The following is a 15090-nucleotide window of genomic DNA, read 5'->3' as shown; positions in this document are numbered from 1 at the left end:
TTTGCGCTAGTAATTCGTTCTTTTGTTAAAGTGTTGTAAAGCTTTTAAGAAGAGAAAGTGCTCCGGTTATAAGTTGTGGTCCTTTGACTATTACAACAAGAGTAAGCAACAACGCGCACAATGATACTAAAACTCCCAATATGGATAGAAACCCGTCTTTACTCATAATGCTAAGTGAAATAAGAGTTGTGCCAATTGCAGGAAGGAAGTGAGTAAAAGGTAATGGAAGAGCTATTATTATTGCACAAAGCAACATCATAAAAGCCAGAATCTTCTCACCAGGCCCATAGAAAATGAAAGACAGTCTTGGCTTCATGAATTTTTCTATTTTTTCTAATACAGGGGAAGTTTTCTCTACCACAAGAGCTAGTGTTGAACGCTGAAAAGATCTTCTTTCTAGCCAACTGGGCATCCAAGGAGAATCAAATCCAAATAGAAGCTGCAGTGAGAATAAGATTAAAGGTATAGAAAGAATAGTTGTATAACCAGGTGGAACCGGTATAGGCACCGATAGCGGCAAGGAGAAGATGATTATTAAAATACCAAAACCGCGCTCATGCAAAGCTGTTTTAATGTCAAACAAAGTTACTTTATTGCTATCATTGTTATTGGTATCTGCAACCTCTTTTAGAATATCAGAAGCTAGTTTTTTACCTTTAGTTAGTTTCTCACTTTTTTGCACAATTATCCTTTAATAAAATATTCCTCTTAAGCTAACATAGTTGTTGCTGTATTTCAATATTTGTTATTTATTTCATACCAACACTTCATCTCTTTCATTCTTTAACCTGACTAAGTTTTTAAACAGATGACATGCACTAAGGTGCATGTCACGAAGTATGAGGACGCTAACGATCTGGTTCATTAGACGATAATTTTTCTGAGTCCTTAAGCTCCTGTTTAAGGTTTTTGATGCCTTTTCCTAAATCACCCATAACTTGCGGTAATCTGCCTGCACCAAACAGAACTAAAATTATTATTAAGACTAGAAACAATTGCCATGGTCCTAAACTCATTTTCACCTCCATTTAAAATATTGACCTTTAAATATTAAAACTTGACTGAAGTCAAGTAACACATAGATTATATCACCTTTATTTAATTATAAATCAAGGTTTTTTAATTATTTTATAACAATCCCAAACTAGATTATTTTCTTGCAGCGAATAAGTGGAAACTTTTCGCTTAACTGTAGAGTAGAAGAGAGCTCACTAAAAAACTTTGCTAGCGTATCATCTTTAGGCTTATGGTATATATCGCTAGAAACTCCTGATTGAATAATTTTACCATTTTTCATTACGTAGATAAAATCTGCAACTTTCAATGCTTCTTGCGGGTCATGAGTTACCATTAGCACAGGGATATTTTTACTTCTAAAAAGGGACAATATATGTTGTCTTATTCGGCACTTGAGCAGTATATCTAAATTAGAAAATGGTTCATCTAACAACACAACATCAGGGTTTTGTGCCATCACTCTTGCTATTGCAACTAATTGTTGCTGTCCTCCAGATAAGGCGTTAGGGTACATATTTTCATATTTTTCTATATTGAGTAACTTCAAGATTTCCAATGCAATTAGGTGCTTTTCTCTCTTGGAAGAGCTGCGGATAGCAAAGGTTATATTTTCTACTACTGTTTTATGAGGAAATAATGCAGAATGCTGAAAAATCAATCCGATATTTCTATGCTCTATAGCGACTGATGCCTTATTACTTGCAACTAACCTATCATTTATAAAAATAGTTCCAGATTTTGGATTTTCTATCCCCGCAATTAATTTCAAAATTGTTGACTTGCCACAGCCAGAATGCCCCAATAAACATGCAACATTTCCTTTCTTTACTTTAATGTTTATATTGCTTAAAGCAAAGTCGTTTTGATTGTTATAGAAATAACCAATATTGTTAACTAGCATTAATCTTACTTAAACCATGTTATTAAATATAATAGCATTATACTCAAGAAGTACAGAAATGTTTTTTGTCGTCATAAATTGGTTATGCAAGAAATCTAGAAAAGAAAGGATTTTTTGCTATAACTTTACATGAATGGTAGGAAATACGGGACTATAGCTCAGCAGGATAGAGCGTTGGACTCCTAATCTGAAGGTCGTGCGTTCGAATCGCACTAGTCCCACCACATTGCTTCACAAATTTTATGGAGATTTTTTTTCACAAATACGCACACCTTTTTTTGCGGTTTTAAGATATAAATTCCCTAATAATAAAACGGGTTTTGTGTCATTCCAGTACTCCTCTCTTATAATTTACGTGTTTAAGAATAACTTCTGCTAAACCTTTACTAATTCCAGGTATGTTTTGAATTTCAGCCAGAGAAGCTTTGCTTATATTTTTCACTGAACCAAAATAAGACATCAACGCTTTTTTTCTTTTGTTGCCAATGCCGGGTATTTTGCTTAATTGTGAAACTATAAACTGTTTATCGCGTTTTTTTCTATGTGAAGTTATCGCAAAACGGTGGGCTTCATTACGCAGCGATTGTAAGTAAAGCATGACTTTGCTGTCATTTGCCAGACTGAATTCTTCCCTGCCCAGCATATAAAATCTTTCATTTCCTGCGTTACGATCAGGACCTTTTGCCATACAAGCAAAAGGAACGTTTATATTCAATACTTCCAGTACATTCTGTACTATGGAAACATGTCCTGGTCCACCATCAATCAGTAAAAAATCAGGTATTATGCCTTTTATATTGCCGGAGAAACGTCTGGTTAGCACTTCCCTCATCATTTTATAGTCATCGCCTGAAAATTTTTCCTTTATAGTAAATTTTCTGTACTCACTTTTTAAAAAACCCTCCTGCCCTGCAACAACCATTACACCAATTTGTTGGTTTCCAAATATATGGCTATTGTCATAAACCTCAATACGCTTTGGAATATTTGGTAACAAGAAGATTTTGCTAAGCTCCTCAAGCTTTTCTAGGTTATTTCTATAATCGATAAGCTTCTGCTCTAAGCTATGCTGAGAGTTATCATAAACAAATTTCAATAAATCACGCTCTTTTTTATTCTTTGCATGCAGAACTTTTACTGGCTTTTGAGCAACCTTATATAGTGCTTGTTCTATAATTTCCTTATCCACAATAGAATCTGGAACGTAAATTTGTATTGGAGGTATGTTAGCTGAATTATAAAAATTGACCAAAAAGGTGGATAAAATTTCATCATTTGAGTGATCACCACAGTTCTCGGCAAAGTAAGGAGTGCTGCCGTAGTTGTCTTTATTTCTGAACGATAACACACTAATACATGCTAGATCCTCTTCACGTACAATACTGAAGAAATCTGCATCTTTTTCAAAAGAAAAATCCGTGTGCTGTATTTGAATTTGCTCAAGAAACTTTACCCGATCTCTATATATAGCAGCAAGCTCATAGTTTTCTTCACTGCTGCACTTTCTCATTGTGAAAAGTAACTGTTCTTTCACTTCCTTATTTCTTCCAAGCAATGTATTTCGTGCCTGTTTTACTGATTGGCAGTAGTCGTCTTTTGTGATTTTGTTTATGCATGGTGCTGAGCAGCGCTTAATTTGATATTCAATACATGGTCTTTTTGTTGAGGAAAAGTATTGATCTGAACATACTCTTAGGAGAAAAGCTTTTTGCAATGACAATATAGTTTGCTTAACAGCAGCGGCAGATGTAAAGGGACCATAATAATGAAACTCATTTTTCTTAAATTTGCCTCTATATTTTGCTATTCTTGGATAATCGTGCTTGGAAATTGTTATATAAGGATAAAATTTTCCATCCTTGAGCACAATATTATAAAGTGGTTTCAATGATTTTATTAGCTGTGCTTCAAGAAGCAGTGCTTCGATTTCATTCTCAGTGATGAATATTTCAACCTTAATAACCTGTAAGAGCATAACTCTAATTCGTTCAGAAAGGTTTTCGAATTGAAGGTAGTCGGATAACCTTGACTTTAAGTTTTTTGCTTTTCCAACATATAAAACTTTATTCTTATCTCCAACCATCTTATACACGCCACAGGATTGTGGAGATGATTTGATTTGTTCTTTATATTGCCTGAGCATTTATCCATTGTTTAACCTGTATGAGGTTAAAATCTGCTACTAAATGAAAGATGGAAACTACATTTTCAAGCAAAGATAATCTGTTTCTTCTCAGCTTATCAGAATCACAGTTAATCTTTATACTGTCCATAAACTGATTGATAAACGGAGCAAAACCAGCAAGTTCATCAAGTGCTACATTAAAGTGGTTATTTTTTATCGCTTGTTTTATGTTTTTACAAGCAGTTATAGCACAATTTGATAGCGCAATTTCTTCACTTTCAATCAAAAACCTCTTACCGTAAGATGCACTATAAGTAGTGCCATCACTTTTCCTTGCTTTGCTCATCATGTTACTGACTCTTTTGTAAGTGCTTAGAATTTGTTCACCTTCTGGAGTACTAAGATAACGATCCAATATAACAGTTTGCTTTTCTGCTGTCAGCAGATCATTAATATCGATTTTATATAGTATTGAATCTACAACATCTTGCCTTATATCTCTATTTTTTAAAATAACCTTGAATCTTTCTAAGCAAAATCTAAATACTAGTTCTGAAATTTGTTTTCTATTCGGCTTATCAACTGAAGCTGTATTTTTATTAAATAGAAGCCTTGAATATAAAGATACTGACTTGTCTATCATTAGCCTAATTGGAACATGCAAATTATTTTCAAGTATTGTCCTAATTATACCAATTGTCATTCTCCGCAAACCAAATTGATCATACGAACCAGAGATTTTCTCACCTGCTGCAATTAAACCAACTAAGCTATCCACTTTGTCTGCAATTGACACAGCAATTGCAGAAGGAGATTTAGGACACTCCTGCTCTGGCCCGATTGGCTTATAATGCTCAGTTATAGCTTCCACTATTTCTCTATCTTCTTGAAAATAAGAAGCATAATATCCACCCATTACTCCTTGTAATTCTGGAAACTCTCTTACTATCGATGTTGCCAAATCAGCTTTTGCCAAATATGCAGCACGTTCAACTTTTATCAGCGAAGCATGTGGAATAAATATAGCCATATACTTTGACAAAGCCGTAATACGCTTCACCTTTTCCCCCACGCTGCCAAGTGAAGCATGAAATAATATTGAACCTAATCTTTTGACATAATAATCTAGATTTTCCTTTTTATCTTGAGATATTAAAAATTGGGCATCAGCAAGACGTGCTTCTAATATTCTTTCGTGTCCTTTAACAACTTCACCATTGTTGACGTTGACAACAGTGACAAAGTGTGAAATTCTCTTTCCATTACTTAAAGCAAGGTATTTTTGTTGTGTATTAACTATACTAAGTATTACTTCCTTCGGTAATCCAAATGACTTTTCTTGATTCACTTCACCAAACAGTACGATTGGCCACTCTATAAGCCCTGTCAATTCATTTAGTAAATAATCATTTTTCTCAAGTTGTAAATTCTGCTCTTTTGTGAATTTATTAATCTGATCTAGTATAAATTGCTTTCTTTTGTCCATTTGGAGAATTACACTGTTTTTTTCTAGCAATTCAAAATAGTCTTTAGGTGTTTTAACAGTAAGCGCCGTACCACTTGAGAGAAATCGATGGCCATATGTTGTGTTAGATGCTGTAATCCCTGCAAAAGATACAGGTATTATTTCATCATTTAAAATGCATAAAATGTTTTTAATTGGCCTAACCCACCTTTCTTTTCCTTTGCCCCATCTCATACTTTTTGGCCAAGAGAAATTTTTTAATATTTCTCCTAGTTGATTTTTAAGAAACTCTTGAATGTTAAATGAGCAGCTTTCTCTTTTAATGAAGTAAAAATCCTCATTATTTACTTTTCGAACGAGCAAATCTTCTTCATTTTTCTGATATTTTCTTAAAAAACCTTCGATAGCACTTTTTGGTGCGTTAATGTTTGGTCCCTTAACTTCGTTATTGGAATCCTTTAGCTCCAAAGCATTTATGTTGTCGACAAATAGGGTAATGCGACGTGCCGTTACAAAAACCTCCATTGATGTAAATTTTACATTATTTTTGTTAAAAACATTGGCAATACAGCTCTTAACTTGAGTTGCAGCTACATTCTGCATTCTCGGTGGTATTTCTTCTGAAAGGCACTCAAATAATAACTGCAACGACATACGCTATTTACTCATGTACAATTCACAACATTTTTTTGTTAGCTCTCTAACTTTACCAATATAAGCTGTACGTTCATTCACACCAAGCACACCTCTTGCATCAAGCAGATTAAGTAGGTGACTAGTTTTAATACATTGGTCATAGGCTGCCATTGGTAGCTCCTTTTCAATAAGGAACTTACACAATTTTTCCGTATCTTCGAATTGCTGCTGTACCACTTTAGTATCATAATAGTCTAACGCTAGATAAGAAAATTCATATTCTCTTTGTTTAAAAATATTTCCGTAAGTTACACCGTTATCGTTCCAAATTATATCGTAAACATTATCTACACCTTGTATGCACATTGCTAAACGTTCCAACCCATATGCCACCTCACCAGGAATCATCTTGCAGTCAATCCCTCCAACTTGCTGTATATAAGTAAGCTGTGTTACTTCCATTCCATTGCATGTAACTTCCCAACCAAGTCCTGATGCACCAACACTTGGATTTTCCCAATCATCTTCAACAAACTTAATATCATATTTTTCTGTAGATATGCCAAGAACTTTTAAGCTATCTAAATAGACGTCTTGTAAATTATTACCAGATGGCTTTATTATAACTTGATATTGGTGATGTTGATACAAACGATTAGGATTATCACTATAGCGCCCATCTGCTGGCCTAATTACTGGTTGTAGATATGCAATTTTTGCCGGTTTTGTATCAATTGCAGACATAATTGTTGCAGGATGTAATGTGCCAGCACCAACTTCAGATGTGTATGGGTGAAGTATAACACATCCTTCACTAGCCCAAAAATCTTGTAACTCTTTTATTATACTTTGTAAGTTCACACAAATTGTACACTTTTTATACTAAATATATAAATAAATAAGTACTATTCAATACCTATTTTTTTAACAGTATCATGTAAATAATCACCTAAAACTGCTGAACTTTCCCTCACATACTGAATTATGCTTTTATTTAGGACAATTGCATCATGCATAGTTAAATCGCAGAATATAAATGCTGTTAAATACAGTAAAATCACCGCATAAAATGTGTGAAAAATCCCCTCAAATGTAATTGACATTGCATTATTATAGCTGAGCTGTATTGAACTTATTGGCCATGGTTTTATCACTTCTACGACATTAAAAAATACGTAAGGTATCATAAGAAAAAAGAAAAAGTGCATAAAATCATTAAACCAAAATGGGCATTGAAACATCTGCTTACATATATTCCCATAGAGTTTACTTACAGCATAATAAATCGACATCATTGCCGGCATTGAAAGTGCTACAGTCAGTACTTGCCCTGACGCTATTTGTATTACTATTTCTTCACCACTGTTTGCTGAAGGGTCTTGAGCATGAAAAATAAATATTCCAATTAATTGCATTACTAACATAACTATTGCCAATTTTGTAAAAACAGCAGCTACAACTATTCCTGAGTCTGGCATTTTATATAGTAAGTATTCGCCTCCATATGTAAGAATTAATATAACATCGACAATAAATAATATTAAAAAAGAAGACCAATAGTTCTGCCAACTTGGTAAATATCCTATTCCTAAAAGAGAGCTTACTGTTTTAGCAGGAAAAACCTTGCCTAGCATCTTTCCCAAAAATTTAAAAAAAATCCCCATGTTCTAAGTAACACTTGGTTTATATTATTTATAATACTGTATTGTAACGGACTTATCAACAACTTAAAACATGTATTGGAAAACTTTAAGTAATATGCAGCAACAGTAGAAGAACGTGCGCCAAAAATTTAATAATTTTATAGGGCTTATGCACTTAAATTTTTTGCAATATCAAGTGCAGCGTAAGTGAATATTGCACTTGCACCCGCACGTTTGAAACCAATCAAAGATTCATAAATCACCTTGTCATAATCTAGCCAGCCATTATTTGCAGCAGCTTTTATCATTGCGTACTCACCGCTTACTTGGTAAGCAAAAATCGAAAAATTAAACTTATCACTTGCTGTTTTGATAATATCTAAATATGGCATACCTGGTTTAATCATAATAAAGTCTGCACCTTCATTTATATCCATTTCAATTTCGCACATTGCTTCGCGCGCACTTTTATAATCCATTTGATAACCACTTTTGTCTATAGAATGTGATAGCCCACATGAACCAACGACTTGCCTGAATGGAGCATAGAAGCTAGAGCAGTATTTCACTGCATAAGATAATATTAATACGTCTTGAAAGTTGTTATCATCTAATGATTTTCTGATTCTTCCTACTCTACCATCCATCATATCAGAAGGAGCAACTATATCACATCCTGCCTTCGCTAAAGCAAGTGCTTGCTTACACAGTACTGATATAGTTTCATCGTTTTCTACATCCATCTGATTATCTTTTAAAATGCCGTCATGGCCATGAATAGTGTATGGATCCAGTGCAACGTCTGCAATAATACCAATTTCAGGTACCTTTAATTTTACAGCACAAATTGCTCTGCAGATTAAGTTGTCAGAATTACATGCTTCTTCAGCGTTTTCAGATTTTAGTTTACTATCAACTACAGGAAAAATTGCAACAGCATTAATTCCTAAATCTTTAGCTTCCTTAACTATAGACACTAATCCATCTATTGAATAACACTTTACGCCTGGTAAGCCAGAAATTGGTTCAGTTGTTTCTTCTCTGTCGTGAACAAATAGAGGAAAAACTAAATCATTTACTGATAAGCTATTTTCACTTGTTAAATTGCGAACCCATTTGCTCGAGCGCCTGCGTCTTAATCTTGTATTTGGAAAATTAAACATTGGATCCAGGTAAATTCCCAGTAAAGAGCAACACTCCTGAAATGAGTACCACCCAAAGCACCGATATTGGCAGAAACACTTTCCAACCAAGGCGCATTAGCTGATCATATCGATAACGAGGTATTGTTGCTCTAATCCAAATAAATACGAATAAAAGTATAATTATCTTCAAAACGAACCAAATTAAACCTGGAATTTTATAAAGCAAACCAAGTTCTAACGGAGGATACCACCCTCCTAGAAAGAATATTGTCATCATAGCACTTGCTAAAATCATGTTTGCATATTCTCCCAAGAAAAAGAGAGCGAAAGGCATGGATGAATATTCAACGTTATATCCAGAGACAAGCTCTGCTTCAGCTTCTGGTAAATCAAATGGGTGACGATTAGTTTCTGCAAGCAAAGAAATAAAAAATATTATTCCTATAGGCATTAGTAGCAAATCAACCCAAAATGGCATATTGTGTTTCGCTACCACCATCTCTCCGAGGTTCAACGTGCCAGTCGTAACAACAACTGTAGCAACTATTAAGCCTATTGAAACTTCATATGAAATCATCTGAGCAGCCGACCGTATAGCGCCAAGAAATGCATAATTAGAATTGCTTGACCAGCCTGCAATAATTACGCCGTATACTCCCAGCGACGATATAGCTAGCACATAAAGCACTCCAACATTAATATTTGCTATAACCTTAGGAATAACTACTTGCTGGCCATTTTCTACAATTACTTCAGCACCAAACGGTATAACTGCCCAGGCAATTAATGCCAAGATAAAGGTAAGCATTGGAGCCATAATGAACAGTATGGTGCTCGCTCTAAATGGTATTATCGGCTCCTTAATCAGGAGCTTAATAGCATCTGCAAATGGCTGCAATAGCCCAAAAGGTCCAACTACACTCGGGCCGTGCCTTAGTTGAATTGCACCAATAACTTTACGTTCAAAGTACACCAAATATGCTACTGAAAGCAAAAGTGGAATGAGAAGAAAAATAATTTTAAATATTAAAGGCATACAACTCTAAACCAAAAAAGTAATTCATAATCGCCAAAATGAAGAATATAGCAAGCGCAGTAGATAAAGCAGATGATGTTATTAGAGTAAGAGCAGCAACCATATTCCGCAACCTACCATTTTCCGATTTAGCGTAGTAGCGCGATACGTACCAACTGAACAATATAAATGACATAATAATAACAATTATAATTATTGATAATCTAGAACTATCATACACCCCGCGTGAAACTATACCAGCTGTAGCACCACATACAGCTGCCACAATAATTTGCCTAAAAAGGTTAAACATATTCCATGAACTAGTATCTTTAATTTTAACATCATCACCTAATATGAATGAAAGTAAAAAAATCATGATTATTATTAACGGAAAATAACTCCAGGAAATATACCACCTGCCAATATCAGTACATGAACAAATAATGTTACAATATCAGCGCGCAATTGTAGCAACGTATAAGGCTTACATTCTAAAATTGGATCCTTGTTCATTATTACTAAATTGGCTTTATGCTCAAAGTAAACCAAGACTGGCAGTAAAAAAGGCGTTAAAATAAATAAAACATTAACTAGCGTTATCATAAAAAGCCTTAGTACAATCCGCCATTATTTTTGAAGCGCGACTTATTGAATCCGTCATATAAAAATTACACTCCTTTAAAGTAAAAGGTGTATTACTTAAGCTTATTTCACCACTGCTGATTGGTACCCATGTATTTTTTATCACTTGATCAGCATTTCTAAACTGTGGACCGATAGTATCTAATTTTTTTCTCACGTCAAATAAACTATCATATGGTAAGGAGAGATCCAAATATTGCGAGAGATTTTTAATAATTAACCAGTCCTCCTTTGCTTCACCTGGAGGAAATACAGCTAAATTTGTTCTTTGCACTCGACCTTCAGTGTTTACATAAGTTGCATATTTTTCTGTATATGCAGCACCAGGCAAGATAACATCTGCCACATGTGCACCCTTATCACCGTGATGACCTTGATAAATTACAAATGTGTTTTCTAACTTTGATGTGTCAATTTCATCTGCACCAAGAAGATAAACAACTTCTATTTCACCACTTTCTGCATGTTCCAATATTTGATTAATATCCCTTTCGCCTTTTTTAGGAACAAACCCAATATCTAGCCCACCAACTCTTGCTGCAGCTTTATGCAGCAGATTAAAGCCATTCCAGTCATCTCTGACCATGTTAAATTCTTCTGCAATTTTGCCAGCTAGAATTAGAATTGATTCAGAATCGTCTCTTACTAATGCATCTTGACCGATAATCAGCATAGGGCTCTGAGCAGCACTCAGCAGCTTACAGAACTTATGATTTCCATTTGCTATTTCACTCAAAATATCAGGATTATCGCCCAATTTCTCAACATGATACAAATATTCAATGTTAGGACCAACACTTGCAACAGGAAAGTTGCCCTGTAAATATCTCTTTCTCAATCTTACGTTAATGATCGGTGCTTCTATCCTTGGGTTTGTATTTATAAGCAGACACAAATCCGCATTCTCTATACCTTCAATAGTGGTATTGAACACATACGATCCACGATTATTTGGTATAAGTTTTGCACCATCCTGCCTGCAATCTATATTTCCCGAGCCGAGCTTCTGCATCATTTCTTTAAGTAGAAGCATAGACTCACAATCTGCTAAATCACCTGCAATTGCAGCTATTTTATTTGATTTTGTATTCTTTAATTTCTTTGCAGCAACAGTTAATGCCTCATTCCAATCAACTGGGGCTAATTTACCATCTTTTTTTATATAAGGTCGATCAAGACGCTGAACTTTTAGTCCATCATAGGCAAAGCGGGTTTTATCTGATATCCATTCTTCATTTATTTCTTCGCTCAGCCTTGGCAATATTCGCATAACTTCCGGGCCACGATAATCAACTCTAATACTACTTCCCACAGCATCTAGTACATCTATAGTTTCGCAATGTGATAGCTCCCATGGACGCGCTGTAAAGGAGTAAGGCTTTGAAGTTAAAGCTCCTACCGGGCAGAGATCTATGATATTTCCGGATAATTCAGAACTAATATGCCTTTTTATGTAAGTGCTAATCTCTACATTTTCTCCCCTTCCGATTCCTCCAAGTTCATTTGTACCTGCAACATCAGACAAAAATCTAACACACCGAGTGCAATGAATGCATCGATTCATCGCGGTCTCAATCAGTGGTCCGAAGTGTTTTTTTGGCACAGCCCTCTTATGCTCATCAAGTCTGCTGGTTCCTTTCCCATAAGCCATCGTGATATCTTGCAAATCGCATTCACCACCCTGATCGCAAATTGGGCAATCAAGCGGGTGGTTAATTAGCAAAAACTCAAGCACACCTTCACGTGCTTTTTTAACCTTAGGGGTATCAGTGTGAATAACCATCCCTTCTGCAACTGGCATTGCACAAGAGGCTACTGGTTTTGGAGGTCCACCCTCCACTTCAACCAAACACATTCTGCAGTTACCAGCAATTGCTAAACGCTCATGATAACAAAAACGTGGAATTTCAACGCCCACGACTTCACAAGCTTGAATTATAGTGAGCCCATGCTCTACTTCACATTCCTTAGAATTAATAGTAACTTTAACCACAACTATTATACAGCTTCCCACTTTATAGGATTGCCGCTTACCTCATCTTCAACCAGATTGCCGTTGTCATATTGAGCAGACATATAATTCATGCGCGAATCACGATCTATATATCTAACAGGTTTTACCGGTTTATCTTTATACATTTTTTGCTCAGCTTTCTTACGCTGAGTAGGGTTATTTTTACTAGCTGTCTTTGCTTTCCCACCTGCTGCCATATAAACTCCTAAAAACTTTTCATTCTATTTTAACACTTAAGTATATAGCGTCAATATTTAATAACTTTAAAATTTCAATAGATCTCTTATTATAATCATTTTACAATCATTGTTTAAATAAAAAGTTACCCCTTGATGCCATTCCAGCGCATGACGCACAGCTGTACGAACATTGCAATTTGCAGGCAATTTGCGTGGCAGATTCAAGTAGCTGACACTGGTTTCCATCCAAAACAGCAGTAGCCCTTTTGGTGTCATTTCAGTGCTTGACACTGAAATCCAGGATTTTGATTGGATACTGAGTTGGTAAGCATAAAAGTATAGCTAACGCGAGCTCTACGTCATACCGCGATTTATTCGCGGTATCTCAAAGCATAGATCCCGCTGCGGGATGACGATTGTCGTTTAGCTATAAACATTAAGAAATTTACCAAACGAAAAAAAAGGCAAAAGAAGCCCTGGGGTTATTATCCGCTTTAAAATATTGGCGTTTTTTATGTTTTAAACGCTTGACAAGCAAGATTAAGCTGCTTTTAATTGCAACTAACTTACGCTGCAAATGTTTAAGAAATTTACTAAGCAGAAAAAAAGACAAAGAATCCCCGAGTTAGCTAGTCTTTTACTATCTCTGTCGAGTATTGGCATTTTTTGATGTCTTGTAACGCTTTATAAGCGCGTTCAGCCTATTTAGATAAAAATCTAGATGTAGATGAAGTTTTGTAAAGACATACAGTATCTATATACTGCAAAAAATTGAACATAAGACGCCGATACATTAAGTAATCCTTACCTTTTAATCTGCAGATTGGCGAAAGCAAATACAATAGCTTCAATTTTATGATAAGGGGGCTGGCGGAGTTTGTCAAGGAAGTTTTTTCGTTTCTAACGATTGTTAACATGCTGCAAAAAACTATGCAAGAGGTCTACCACTTTATTAGGTATTTGTGCAGTTATTGGTGTTATCAAGATACTCCCTAATCTTCTTCAAGTCCTCCCAGGCTAAACGTTTTTGTGCCGGTTGGCGAAGTAGGTAAGCTGGATGAAATATAGCGGCTGTGGTGATTGAATTGGACAAATATTGGTTAGTGTACGTATGAAATCTGCCACGCAAATTCGATATAGTTTTTGTGCTGTCAAGAAGGCTATAACATGCGATTCCCCCGACTAAAATTAGAATTTGCGGTGAAACCAGTGCAACATGCTTCTCAACAAATGGTCTGCACATATCAAGCTCTAGGTCGGTTGGCTTTCTATTGCCAGGTGGGCGCCAAAATACAGTATTGCTTATGTATACCTTAGTGCGATCAAGATTGATTGCATTTAACATTTTATCGAGCAACATTCCACTTGCACCACAAAATGGTATGCCTTGAAGGTCTTCATTTGCTCCTGGAGCTTCACCAACGAGCATAATTTTTGCATTTGGATTACCATCGGAAAAGACAGTATTAGTTGCAGTTTTTTTTATCTCACAACCTTCAAATGATTCAACTGCACTTCTTAATTCATCCACACTACCACATTTACCTGCAAGTTTCCTTGCTTCAATTATCCAATCACTTGGAAACATGTCTTTTCCATCTTTAGTGTCATTCCAGCGCATATCTGCATCTTTCTTCTTGGTCCCAGTTTGGATAACAGAGGGTTGTACACTCTCTTTGCTCTCCAATTTTTTTTCCTCTTCACCCTCCATTAGTGTGCAATCAACGCCCACTTCATGGTAAAATTTTAATAATTCTAGGTCTTTATTGCTCATAATGCTTTTTAACCTTTTGTGCTTTTTTCATGGCCATATCATACTTTAATTTAGATAAATGTCTAATATATGATATGCCGTTTAAGTGATCTAATTCATGCTGAATACACCTTGCAAGCCAACCACTAGCTTTTAGCGTCTGTTCTTCGTTATTTAAGTCTCTGTATTTCACAGTTAGATACTTTGGACGCTTAATTTCATGACTTTGCTCTGGAATTGAAAGGCATCCTTCCTTGAGAATTACTTGTTCATCGGATAATTCTGTAATCTCAGGATTAATCATGTAAAATTTGCCAGTTGAGCCATATCCTGCTGGCTCATTTTCAATCGTTTCTAGCTGAATATCCATAACAAAAATTCTCTTTAACACTCCAACTTGCACTGCAGCAAGGCCAAGACCTTCTGCATCATACATAGTTTCGAACATGTCGTTTACTAATTCTTTAATTTTATCGTTTATATCTGTTACTTCACTGGCACGTGTGATTAGTCTTTCATCAGGGGCAATTACAATTGGTAATATGGACATAA

At 35.4% G+C, this 15090-nt stretch carries 16 protein-coding genes and 1 tRNA gene; 1 reads left to right on the top strand and 16 read right to left on the bottom strand.

Annotated features, from left to right (window positions below):
- Positions 1-25 precede the first annotated feature (25 nt).
- The 3 genes from HUB92_RS02650 to HUB92_RS02640 all read right to left on the bottom strand — a co-directional run bounded on the left by HUB92_RS02650 (position 26) and on the right by HUB92_RS02640 (position 1918).
- A complete protein-coding gene (locus HUB92_RS02650) occupies positions 26-682 on the bottom strand; it encodes an exopolysaccharide biosynthesis protein (protein WP_209473220.1) in 657 nt (218 codons plus the stop codon).
- 166 nt (positions 683-848) lie between these two features.
- A complete protein-coding gene (gene tatA / locus HUB92_RS02645) occupies positions 849-1016 on the bottom strand; it encodes a twin-arginine translocase TatA (protein WP_006013840.1) in 168 nt (55 codons plus the stop codon).
- Positions 1017-1144: 128 nt separating this feature from the next.
- Entirely contained in the window at positions 1145-1918 is a 774-nt protein-coding gene (locus tag HUB92_RS02640) for an ABC transporter ATP-binding protein (RefSeq protein WP_006280146.1), read from the bottom strand.
- A 147-nt stretch (positions 1919-2065) separates the two neighbouring features.
- Here HUB92_RS02640 and HUB92_RS02635 point away from each other — a divergent pair.
- Positions 2066-2142, top strand: a tRNA-Arg gene (locus HUB92_RS02635).
- A 101-nt stretch (positions 2143-2243) separates the two neighbouring features.
- Here the strand turns inward: HUB92_RS02635 and uvrC are convergent.
- The 13 genes from uvrC to def all read right to left on the bottom strand — a co-directional run bounded on the left by uvrC (position 2244) and on the right by def (position 15088).
- Complete coding sequence (gene uvrC, locus HUB92_RS02630) at positions 2244-4061, bottom strand: excinuclease ABC subunit UvrC (protein WP_209473218.1); 1818 nt, start codon at positions 4059-4061, stop codon at positions 2244-2246.
- Entirely contained in the window at positions 4045-6162 is a 2118-nt protein-coding gene (gene glyS / locus HUB92_RS02625; RefSeq protein WP_209473216.1) for a glycine--tRNA ligase subunit beta, read from the bottom strand. The genes uvrC and glyS overlap by 17 nt, the downstream gene beginning before the upstream one ends.
- 3 nt (positions 6163-6165) lie before the next feature.
- Complete coding sequence (locus HUB92_RS02620; RefSeq protein WP_209473214.1) at positions 6166-7005, bottom strand: glycine--tRNA ligase subunit alpha; 840 nt, start codon at positions 7003-7005, stop codon at positions 6166-6168.
- Between the two features lie 44 nt (positions 7006-7049).
- The gene (locus tag HUB92_RS02615; RefSeq protein WP_138265045.1) at positions 7050-7808 is read right to left on the bottom strand and encodes a phosphatidylglycerophosphatase; all 759 of its coding nucleotides are present in this window, start codon (positions 7806-7808) and stop codon (positions 7050-7052) included.
- A 146-nt stretch (positions 7809-7954) separates the two neighbouring features.
- On the bottom strand, positions 7955-8950 hold the full coding sequence (hemB, locus tag HUB92_RS02610; protein ID WP_209473212.1) for a porphobilinogen synthase: 996 nt from the start codon (positions 8948-8950) through the stop codon (positions 7955-7957).
- Positions 8943-9968 carry an NADH-quinone oxidoreductase subunit NuoH gene (nuoH, locus tag HUB92_RS02605; protein ID WP_209473210.1) on the bottom strand — a complete coding sequence of 342 codons (1026 nt, stop codon included), beginning with the start codon at positions 9966-9968 and terminating at the stop codon, positions 8943-8945. Before nuoH ends, hemB begins: the two co-directional genes overlap by 8 nt.
- Positions 9952-10326: a hypothetical protein gene (locus HUB92_RS02600; protein ID WP_209473209.1), complete on the bottom strand. Its 375-nt coding sequence runs from the start codon at positions 10324-10326 to the stop codon at positions 9952-9954. The genes nuoH and HUB92_RS02600 overlap by 17 nt, the downstream gene beginning before the upstream one ends.
- Before the next feature lie 8 nt (positions 10327-10334).
- Entirely contained in the window at positions 10335-10553 is a 219-nt protein-coding gene (locus tag HUB92_RS02595) for a hypothetical protein (RefSeq protein ID WP_209473208.1), read from the bottom strand.
- The gene (gene nuoG / locus HUB92_RS02590; RefSeq protein WP_209473352.1) at positions 10537-12585 is read right to left on the bottom strand and encodes an NADH-quinone oxidoreductase subunit NuoG; all 2049 of its coding nucleotides are present in this window, start codon (positions 12583-12585) and stop codon (positions 10537-10539) included. The genes HUB92_RS02595 and nuoG overlap by 17 nt, the downstream gene beginning before the upstream one ends.
- Positions 12586-12590: 5 nt before the next feature.
- Positions 12591-12803 (bottom strand): hypothetical protein, encoded by a 213-nt coding sequence (locus tag HUB92_RS02585; RefSeq protein ID WP_006279675.1) that lies wholly within the window; start codon positions 12801-12803, stop codon positions 12591-12593.
- A 66-nt stretch (positions 12804-12869) separates the two neighbouring features.
- A complete protein-coding gene (locus tag HUB92_RS02580) occupies positions 12870-13076 on the bottom strand; it encodes a hypothetical protein (protein WP_038250894.1) in 207 nt (68 codons plus the stop codon).
- Between the two features lie 661 nt (positions 13077-13737).
- On the bottom strand, positions 13738-14559 hold the full coding sequence (locus tag HUB92_RS02575; protein ID WP_209473207.1) for a uracil-DNA glycosylase: 822 nt from the start codon (positions 14557-14559) through the stop codon (positions 13738-13740).
- Positions 14549-15088 carry a peptide deformylase gene (def, locus tag HUB92_RS02570; RefSeq protein ID WP_209473205.1) on the bottom strand — a complete coding sequence of 180 codons (540 nt, stop codon included), beginning with the start codon at positions 15086-15088 and terminating at the stop codon, positions 14549-14551. The genes HUB92_RS02575 and def overlap by 11 nt, the downstream gene beginning before the upstream one ends.
- Between the last annotated feature and the right edge of the window lie 2 nt (positions 15089-15090).

Source organism: Wolbachia endosymbiont of Wiebesia pumilae, assembly GCF_017869285.1.
GTDB classification, from domain to species: domain Bacteria; phylum Pseudomonadota; class Alphaproteobacteria; order Rickettsiales; family Anaplasmataceae; genus Wolbachia; species Wolbachia pipientis.
Note: the sequence above shows the minus strand (reverse complement) of the source record. Positions and strands in the feature narration are given on the sequence as shown.

Excerpts from the sequence above, each read along its gene's own strand:
- tatA (WP_006013840.1), bottom strand. The coding sequence starts at position 1,016 with ATGAGTTTAGGACCATGGCAATTGTTTCTAGTCTTAATAATAATTTTA.
- nuoH (WP_209473210.1), bottom strand. The coding sequence starts at position 9,968 with ATGCCTTTAATATTTAAAATTATTTTTCTTCTCATTCCACTTTTGCTT.
- HUB92_RS02575 (WP_209473207.1), bottom strand. The coding sequence starts at position 14,559 with ATGAGCAATAAAGACCTAGAATTATTAAAATTTTACCATGAAGTGGGC.
- HUB92_RS02615 (WP_138265045.1), bottom strand. The coding sequence starts at position 7,808 with ATGGGGATTTTTTTTAAATTTTTGGGAAAGATGCTAGGCAAGGTTTTT.
- HUB92_RS02595 (WP_209473208.1), bottom strand. The coding sequence starts at position 10,553 with ATGATAACGCTAGTTAATGTTTTATTTATTTTAACGCCTTTTTTACTG.
- HUB92_RS02640 (WP_006280146.1), bottom strand. The coding sequence starts at position 1,918 with ATGCTAGTTAACAATATTGGTTATTTCTATAACAATCAAAACGACTTT.
- uvrC (WP_209473218.1), bottom strand. The coding sequence starts at position 4,061 with ATGCTCAGGCAATATAAAGAACAAATCAAATCATCTCCACAATCCTGT.
- glyS (WP_209473216.1), bottom strand. The coding sequence starts at position 6,162 with ATGTCGTTGCAGTTATTATTTGAGTGCCTTTCAGAAGAAATACCACCG.
- HUB92_RS02600 (WP_209473209.1), bottom strand. The coding sequence starts at position 10,326 with ATGATTTTTTTACTTTCATTCATATTAGGTGATGATGTTAAAATTAAA.
- HUB92_RS02585 (WP_006279675.1), bottom strand. The coding sequence starts at position 12,803 with ATGGCAGCAGGTGGGAAAGCAAAGACAGCTAGTAAAAATAACCCTACT.
- def (WP_209473205.1), bottom strand. The coding sequence starts at position 15,088 with ATGTCCATATTACCAATTGTAATTGCCCCTGATGAAAGACTAATCACA.
- hemB (WP_209473212.1), bottom strand. The coding sequence starts at position 8,950 with ATGTTTAATTTTCCAAATACAAGATTAAGACGCAGGCGCTCGAGCAAA.